General features: G+C 42.9%; 5 protein-coding genes. 2 read left to right on the top strand and 3 right to left on the bottom strand.

Annotation, left to right across the window (positions count from 1 at the left end; translation table 11 throughout):
* Positions 1-52: 52 nt before the first annotated feature.
* From BCT81_RS07635 to BCT81_RS07645, 3 genes are all read right to left on the bottom strand, one after another.
* A complete protein-coding gene (locus BCT81_RS07635; protein ID WP_102423733.1) occupies positions 53-694 on the bottom strand; it encodes a ParB/RepB/Spo0J family partition protein in 642 nt (213 codons plus the stop codon).
* Positions 684-1,955, bottom strand: a complete 1,272-nt coding sequence (locus BCT81_RS07640) for a DUF3440 domain-containing protein (protein ID WP_102423732.1) — start codon at positions 1,953-1,955, stop codon at positions 684-686. The genes BCT81_RS07635 and BCT81_RS07640 overlap by 11 nt, the downstream gene beginning before the upstream one ends.
* Positions 1,956-2,104: 149 nt before the next feature.
* Positions 2,105-3,235, bottom strand: a complete 1,131-nt coding sequence (locus BCT81_RS07645) for a carbohydrate porin (protein WP_102423729.1) — start codon at positions 3,233-3,235, stop codon at positions 2,105-2,107.
* Between the two features lie 234 nt (positions 3,236-3,469).
* Between BCT81_RS07645 and BCT81_RS07650 the strand changes: the two genes are divergently transcribed.
* Positions 3,470-4,669 carry a ParA family protein gene (locus BCT81_RS07650; protein ID WP_102423730.1) on the top strand — a complete coding sequence of 400 codons (1,200 nt, stop codon included), beginning with the start codon at positions 3,470-3,472 and terminating at the stop codon, positions 4,667-4,669.
* Positions 4,669-5,498: ParB/RepB/Spo0J family partition protein (locus BCT81_RS07655; protein WP_102423731.1), on the top strand; the 830-nt coding region annotated here is incomplete at its 3' end. The genes BCT81_RS07650 and BCT81_RS07655, both read left to right, overlap by 1 nt.

Here is a 5,498-nt window from a genome sequence, read left to right on the forward strand (position 1 = left end):
TTATTTGACGTAAACAGAGTAACGTTTGCACGGTTTATATAGTCGCAGATGATTACTCCCATGACAGTGAGAAATCCTGATCTTTAAAAGCAGCAGCAAGACCAGTAACTTGTTGTAGTCGCAACACTTCATCTTGATCCATCCCCAATTCGTAACAAATTTTATTATTCGTCCACCCCATCTCCCTGAGCTGAATGATCAAATCGGCAGTAAGTTCGACTTGATGTGAACCACGAGCAAGGTTATGCCGAACAGACGTCGACATACACTTTTCTTCTGGCAAATTAAGTATCACAGCCGGGATGTATCCCTTTAATGCTTGAAGCTCTGGGTGATTTAATAGAAGCTGGTAACGATGATATCCATCGATAACCACATATTTTTTCTCTCTAACATTCAGACGGTTAACCAAAATAGGCATAGTGACGCCACTTTTTTCGAGCGAGGTTCTCAAAAGATTACTCTCCGGAGGCGCCATTTTATTAGGGTTATATTGATTCGCTTCAATTTCTTCAAGCGGGATCATTTCAACATGACACGCAGGTGGTAGATCAGGAATAAGATCGGCTAACATCCTTACCGCCCTATTAAAGATGTTCACTTTATCAATGGTTTGTTTATTAGGATGAATAGTAGGTTTGGGACGGGCTGGCTTGGGGCTGTGTTGGTCTTCCAATATCAATTCATTTTTCATTCGCATTACTCTCCTCTCCATAAAGAGCGTGGTACTGTTTCGCTAAGGACTTGTTGTACCCAAAAGAAAGTCCTCGACACCAATAATCATTCTTAATCAATACCTTGCATATTCTTCTCCAGCTAGGGACTTGCTTCTTAGATTCCAATTTACTCTCAGCGTAATCAGGAATAGATGTCACGCCTCTATCTGGACCATTTTTCCGCCACCACTGTAAAAACTTCAAAATACGCTCCCGGTAATGTTGTTCAACGTGTGGCGGCATGGTTTTCAAAAGATACTTACTGTACTGGCGATAACTAAGCCCCACAGGCAATTCAAAACGATAATAACCAAGGATACGCCCTTGGCTTTTTGAGTAACGAGCGCCAAAGTTACACCCCTCAACTCTGGCCACTAATTTTTGCCAAGTATGGGGCTCCAAAATTTGATAAAGCCAAAGGCCCTTTCTTTGCTCATCACCAAAAGGCTGGCAAAGACGCTGTTGTGAAAGAGGGACACCGGCCTTATGCATTAAATCGTAGATACGATTGTAGTCCCAACCAAAGCGCCAGTTAGCGATCCAAACATCTGGAGTTCTCCAATCATAGAGAGGGTAAGCCATATAAACGTCGCTCTGCATTTGAGTTGTCCAATACCTACCCTCAAACTTCTTTTTAGAGCGATTTTTAATGGTATTAAAACGATGCAAAGATTCATCCGCTCGAATTCCAATTAACACTGCGATTCGGGTGCCTTTTTTTTGTTGATACCAATGAGCAAACTTGAACACGAAATCTTCAAACTCCATCCCTTTTTGGAAAAATGGGAATACTTCAGATTCAGAAATAACGCCTTCATGTTGGGGGACTTCCCTAACCCATTGTGCTTCTTTATCAGGGTCCCAACACAACCACTTAGGCTGAAATTGTGAAATTGAATTTCTTAAGCTCAGCGGTAAGCAAACCCAGTATGGCTTTATTTCTCCACTCTTTACCATGCGCTCTATGAAAGCATGGGTTTCATGATACTGCGCCTCAAAGTCAACAATAAGCACATCAACAGGCAATCGGCCACGCTTCCTTGATTCTTGAATAGCCAAATTTAGGAGAACACCAGAATCTTTTCCTCCAGAAAAGGAAACATAAAAGTGGGGAAAGTTATCGAGCAGATACAAGATCCTACGACGCGCTCCTTCAAGCACATTGTAATCCTGCGGGATCTTATCTCGAGAGGAGTAACCCTTTCTTCGCTTTCCTAGTCGTATTGCCTTGCTAGTCATGGGTTTCAACGTCATTTAATATCCAGATAAAGGTATGCAATCTCAGTGGTTTTTATGAATTAATTATTCGTAATTAATATCATTCTTTAATTTAAAACATCGTCGCCATGAGCCACTCTCCCATAATGAAATAGGAAGAGCGGTCTACATTAGAAATTAAAATGAACGTTCCCTCTTAAGCCAACAATCCAACTGTTATCAGCTTTTGAGTTAAACGGTAAAGAGTGAAGATATTGTACATTTGGAGTTAACGAGAGCGCCCCCCAATTCATTCGATAATAAATTTCTGAATTGTAAGAATCATCTAATTTGGCATTAGGTTTAGCCCAACCAAGAGCGAAACCAAGCATGCCAGGCCCTACCCCACTATATCCTGTACCAAACACGACCGAAGATTTGTATAGAGCCTCAGGACCTTGCGCGACACCGGCTCTAAAAAATGGTATCCATGAGCCCGTTTGATATATAGACGACCAATTGACGCCATAGTTCTCACTGGCTCGCTCTTTCTTCCCATCACTGTGCCAAACGGTTAGGTGTGAATTCTTCAAATAAAAATCGTCTTTCGACTCCACCCAACCTATTTCTAGGGACTTAAAGTATTGATTATCATTGATGAACTGTTCAACACCGTCGAAAGGCTTAGTGGAATCAGCTTTTGCATCAGAAAAGCTGGCATAAAAATAATAGTTTTCCGACATCATATGGCGTAGAACGCCGCCGAAGGTTGATTCATCTGGGATTGGGATGGAGCCGGAACCGGTACTAAACTGTAAGTTAGAAAAACCATAGTAAGGGTTACCCAACTGATAAGTATCAACATAATCCGTCGAATCTAAAAAACCCACCATCATATCGGTAGATTGTTCATTAAAGGTTTGTGTCCAATATAAATTGGTTAACCGCAACCCAATATCACTAAAAGCCGGCTGAATTAAGCCCCATCCACCGACATTACCCATGACAAAGTCAGAGGGTGTACTGTCCGTATAAGCATGCTTGTGATCAACCCTCAGCTGCAAAGCCCCAGTATCACCTCCTTTCTGGTAAGCAAGCCAATTCAATGTAATTCGTGCAATACCCGCTGCCGCACTATTGTCCTTGTTCGGCAAATTCTCGTTGGCCGTCAAACCAAAAACATAATAATCCACAGCTCCCTTTAAGGCTTTATCTTCCGCCGCGGTCAATGTTGGTGTGGCAAAGGCTGCCAACATAACCGCCCCCAAATGCGTTAGCCAAAAACGCGTTCTCTGTTTTGTAAATGGTACATTCTCGCTCATATCAATAACTTCCTGTTGTTGTCATGGTCGTTGTACGGCTCAGCTCAACTTCTGTTAGTCAGAATGCATTAAAAGGGAGTTGAAAAATGAATTCTTGTAATTAATAAGTAATTTAAGTGATCGGCTTTATCCATTTATCATACTTATCTAGAAAAATAGCAATTCCCTCATTTTTAGATACCAACACCAAAAATTAAGGTATATACTATTTATCATCCCTACACGGAGGCGAAAATGGATAACCAACACACCACAACCACGTTTCAAGCGCTTAAAACTGGTGCTGACGCTTACATCCAGCGTCGTAATCAACGTTTACTGGCTAATCATCGCAAAGAACTGCGCAACTTTACCCGCGCAGAAGCGTCGACCTACCTTGGCATTGATGCCAAAACGCTTGATCGATACGTGACAGCCGCCGAGATAGACCCTCGCCGTCACGATGATTCACAATGGTCGATTGATATCGCGGAAATGTACAAAGTACGTAACTTGCTGCCAGATAACCTACGTAAAGATGCTAAATTCATACGTAGTAAGCAGCAAAAAACACAAGTGATGGTTATCCAGAACCAAAAAGGCGGCGTTGGAAAAACCGTTTCTGCTGCAACTATCGCCTCAGGTTTAGCGACTGAATTCCACCAAGAGTACCGTGTTGGACTCATCGATATGGATGGGCAAGCCACGTTATCGATGTATTACGCACCTGAAGCTGAACAAGAAGGGAACTTGTCTGTCGGTGACCTGATGATGAAGACGTTCGACCTGGATGAAGGCGAAACCGTTGAACAAGTCATCTCTGAATCGTTCCTCGAAACAACCATTCCAAACCTGCGTATTTTGCCTGCAGCGCAAAGTGACCGAGCGATGGAAGGCTGGTTTCATGAACAAGTATTCGGACAAACTTTAGCTTCACCTTATTCACTACTAAAAGACATCATCGATAGTGTTAAAGATGAATTCGATATCATCATCATCGATACCCCGCCTTCGCTAGGCTATGCGACCTTTAATGCATACTTTGCCGCTACGAATGTGGTATTCCCGTTATCGATCACCGAAAATGATATTGATGCTACCTGCTCGTACTTCAGCTACATTCCTCAGGTGTGGGCGCTACTAGAAAACGCGAACCACGAAGGCTACGACTTCATGAAAATATTACTGACTAACCATCGTGATAGCTCCACTACCACCGAACTCATGAATAACCTATACGATCACTTCTCTCCTTACTTGTACTCTAAAGAGTTCAAACACAGCGAAGCTGTTCGACAGTCGTCCTCCCTACTCTCGACGGTGTTTGATATGTCGAAAAGTGAATACCCGAAAAGCAAAGCAACCTTCCAAGGCGCGCAACAAAACAGCTATGAAGTTACCAGCCAGATCTTGCGTGATATTCTTAACGTATGGCGTGAACAGGAGAATAAATAATGGCGAAAAAACGTGGCGGTAGCCCCCTGGGCAATGCTCCAGGTTCAACTCAAGCACAACAGTCCGCGGCAAAAGCTAATCTAGACACACTCACAAATCAGCTCAGCACTGAGCTAGAAAAAAGTGGGCAAAATGCTGAAAATTACCTCATAGAAAAGTTCGGATTGGAGTCCGTTGGTCAGAAAATGGTTTGGCAACTAGCTTCAGGTTCAACTGCAACCTTCAACGAGGTGACATTGTCACACGACCAGGTTAAACAGAACTCTTTTGTGACCTTTGATGTAAATGGCCGTGACCAATCTTTACTAACTAAAGAGTCCTTGGAAGATTTGAACTCGTTAGAGTTTCAACAGTTTTACCCTGCTGTTGGTCGAGAAATAGATGGGCGTATCGATGTGCTTGATGGCTCTCGCCGCCGCGCTTGGTTCTTACTTCAAGAAGGTCGAATAAAAACCTTCCGAATTCTCGTGACCCAAGATGAACTGTCTACTGCAGATGCCAAAACATTAGCAAAACAGCTACAAACGGCTAAAGAGCACAACCAGCGTGAGATTGGCTTACAATGCAAAACGCTGATGAAGAACGGTGAACTCACTCAAGAAGATACAGCAAAAATTTTAAACATAAGTCGTCAAGCGGTAGGTCGAGCGCTGAAAGCAGCCAGTATAGACAGTCAACTGCTCGCCCTATTCCCTGTCGTTAACGACTTGTCGCATACTGATTACTCGCTGTTAGCTAAAGTGATGAAAGTCTTTGGTGATGACAAGAAAGCTTTAAACAATTTCATCCAAATAATGACAGATAAAGCCGTCAATGCTCAGGCTGAGCA

The organism is Vibrio sp. 10N.261.52.A1 (assembly GCF_002876325.1).
In the GTDB taxonomy this organism is placed as follows: Bacteria; Pseudomonadota; Gammaproteobacteria; order Enterobacterales; family Vibrionaceae; genus Vibrio; species Vibrio chagasii.